The following is a 2,792-nucleotide window of genomic DNA, read 5'->3' as shown; positions in this document are numbered from 1 at the left end:
GCGCTTGGGGAACCGCCTAGCCGTTCGGCGCGGACACGATCTGCGCCTGGTGCTGGCGCATGAACTTCACCAGCACGCGCTGGCCGATCAGGAAGGGGGCGCTGGACGAGTCCACGACCACCTCGATCACGCGGTCGTCGGTGCGCTCGTTCGGGTCGTCCGACTGCAGCTTGCGGGCGCCGAACACCGCGGCGCGGCGCAGCACGCGACCGTCGAAGGTCTTGGTGGGGTCGCTCTCGGGCGACATCTTCACCGTCTGGCCGACCGCCACGAAGGGCAGGGCGCCTTCGGCGATTTCGGCGCGGACAATGCGGCCAGCGCGGGGCTCCAGGTCAAACATGTTGGAGACGTTCAGGGTCGAGGCGCCGGCGCCCGGGTTGGCGTAGCGGCGCACGATGCGGCCGTCGGCGGGCGCCCGGATCACGCTGAGCTCCTGGTCGTAGCGCGCCTCGTTCAGCCGGGCCTCGGCGGTCTCCACCACGGCCTGCTGGGCCATGATCTTGGCGTGGGCCTCGCGGACCGCGTCGCGGGCCTGGTCGAGCTTCTGGGCGGCCACGAAATTCGACGGTGCGAGGCCCTGCATCCGGCGCTCCTCGCGTTGGGCGGCCGAGAGCTGGACTTCCAGCAGCGCCAGCGCGGCGCGGGCCTGGCGGACTTCCGCGGCGGCGCGCTCGGCCTGCAGCCGGGGCTCGTCGTCCTCCAGCCTGGCGAGGATCTGGCCCTTCACCACGTCGTCGCCTTCCTGGACCAGCACCTCCTCGACCACGCCGGCGCGGCGGGCGGCGACCTGGATGATGCCGCCTTCCACGTCGGCCTTGCCGTTGGCCACCGCCGCGTAGGGGCTGGGCTTGACCTCGGCGGCCGCCTTCGCCTCGGCGGCCTTCTTGGCCTTGGCCTGGCCTTGCATGAAGACAAAGCCGCCGCCGCCCAGCACGAGGACGAGGAGGGCAATCCAGACGAAGCGGTTGCGGAAGATGGCAGGCATGGGTCTCTAGGCTCCAACGAGCTCGGGTTCGGGGCGGCGTTCGGGAGCGGAGGCGGCCGGCGGCGCGGCGCGGCGATCCTCCAGGATGTTCCCGTCCTCCAGGTGGATGATGCGGTCGGCGTAGGCTTCCAGCCGCGGGTCGTGGGTCACGCAGATCACGGCCGCGCCGTGCTGCTTCGCGGCCCGCTGCAGCAGGCGGATGACGATCTGGCCGTTCTCGCCGTCGAGGGCCGAGGTGGGCTCGTCGGCGAAGACCAGGCGCGGGTCCTTGGCCAGCGCACGCGCAATGGCCACCCGCTGCTTCTCGCCGCCAGACATCTCGGCGGGCCGCGAATTCAGGCGCTTGCCCAGGCCCACTTCCTCGAGCGCCTTGGCGGCCCTCTCGCGGGCGACGGCCTTCGGATGGCCCTGGTACTTCAGGATGATCTCGACCTGCTGCAGCGCCGTCAGGGCCGAGAACAGGTTGAAGCCCTGGAAGATGAAGCCGCAGTGGTCGAGCCGGAACCGGTCCAGCTTGCCCGGGCGCAGGTCCCAGAGGTCGGTCTCCAGCGCCCGGACCGAGCCCTCGTCCGGCTTGAGCAGGCCCGACAGCGCCGCCACCAGCGTGGACTTGCCCGAGCCCGACGGCCCCATGACCATCGTCACCTCGCCGTGGCGGGCGTCGAAATCGACGCGCTTCAGCACCTCGATGTGCGTGCGGCCGGTCTTGAAGCGCTTGTAGACGCCGTGGGCCTGGATCGCGGTCTTGTTCGTGCTCATCGCAGCAGGTCCGCAGGTTGGCTCTTCTTCAGGACGCCCAGGGCCAGCAGCCCGGACGCGCCCGAGATCACGAGCAGCAGGGTGGAGACGCCGACCACCCACGGGACGGGGAAGCCCATCGGCAGGCCGCCGTTCTTGGCCAGCAGGAAGACGCCGAAGGTGAAGAGGCCCGTGGCGACGAGGCCCACCAAGCCGACCCACACCGACAGCTCCATGACGATCATCCGCAGCGAGCCCATCGAGACGCCCAGGGCGCGCAGGCTCGCGAACTCCTTGATCGACGACAGGATCGCGCCCCTGAGCGTCTGGGAGGTGATGCCGACGCCGATCAGGAAGCCCAGGAAGACCGAGAAGCCGATGAAGATGCCGATGATCTGCTCGGACATCAGCGCGCCTTCATTGGCCGCCCGCAGCTCCTCGCGGGTCCAGGCGCGGTAGGCGCCCTTGGCGGTGGCGTTCAGCTGGTCGCGCACCGTCGCGGCGCGTGCGGGATCCTGGATCCTCACCATCAGCGGCCCGGTCTTGGACTGGTCCCGGTTGAAGCCCAGCAGGCGGACGGTGTCGCGCGAGGCCACGACCGCGGCGTTGTTGATGTTCGGATAGCCTTCGAGGATCGCCCGGACGCGGACGGTCTTGCCGTTCAGGGAGGCGCTGTCGCCCAGCTTCACGCCCAGCCGCTTCAGCTGGCTGCGGTCGATGGCCACCGCATAGGGCTCCATCAGCGCCAGGCGCGTGGCCTCGGTGTAGTCCGTGGGCAGGGTCACTGCGCCCGGACGGGTGTCGACCATGTTGACGTCGACATAGGTAGTGACGGCCTTCTCGCCGGCCTTCGGCTGGTTGACCCAGCGGCCGCCCTCGATGTCCCAGGCGGCCACCTCGGTGACCTCCGGATGCAGGTACAGCTGCGGCTGCAGGCGAGCCGGCAGCGTCCCGCCGCCCGAGTTGATCAGGCTCTCCATCTTGGCCGGCAGGATCATCAGGTCGGCGCGGCTGCGCTCGAGCGTGGCGGTGACGCCCTTCACGATGCCGACGAACATCCCGACCTGGG

At 70.2% G+C, this 2,792-nt stretch carries 3 protein-coding genes; all 3 read right to left on the bottom strand.

The window, feature by feature from the left end:
- Positions 1-16: 16 nt before the first annotated feature.
- The gene (locus RIF93_RS19870) at positions 17-985 is read right to left on the bottom strand and encodes an HlyD family efflux transporter periplasmic adaptor subunit (protein ID WP_309093177.1); all 969 of its coding nucleotides are present in this window, start codon (positions 983-985) and stop codon (positions 17-19) included.
- Positions 986-991: 6 nt separating this feature from the next.
- Positions 992-1,744, bottom strand: coding sequence for an ABC transporter ATP-binding protein (locus tag RIF93_RS19865; protein ID WP_309093176.1), 753 nt, complete (start codon positions 1,742-1,744; stop codon positions 992-994).
- On the bottom strand, positions 1,741-2,792 hold a 1,052-nt coding region (locus RIF93_RS19860; protein WP_309093175.1), incomplete at its 5' end, for an FtsX-like permease family protein. The genes RIF93_RS19865 and RIF93_RS19860, both read right to left, overlap by 4 nt.

Origin of the sequence: Phenylobacterium sp. (assembly GCF_031181185.1) — a bacterium.
Classification (GTDB): domain Bacteria; phylum Pseudomonadota; class Alphaproteobacteria; order Caulobacterales; family Caulobacteraceae; genus Phenylobacterium.
Note: the sequence above shows the minus strand (reverse complement) of the source record. Positions and strands in the feature narration are given on the sequence as shown.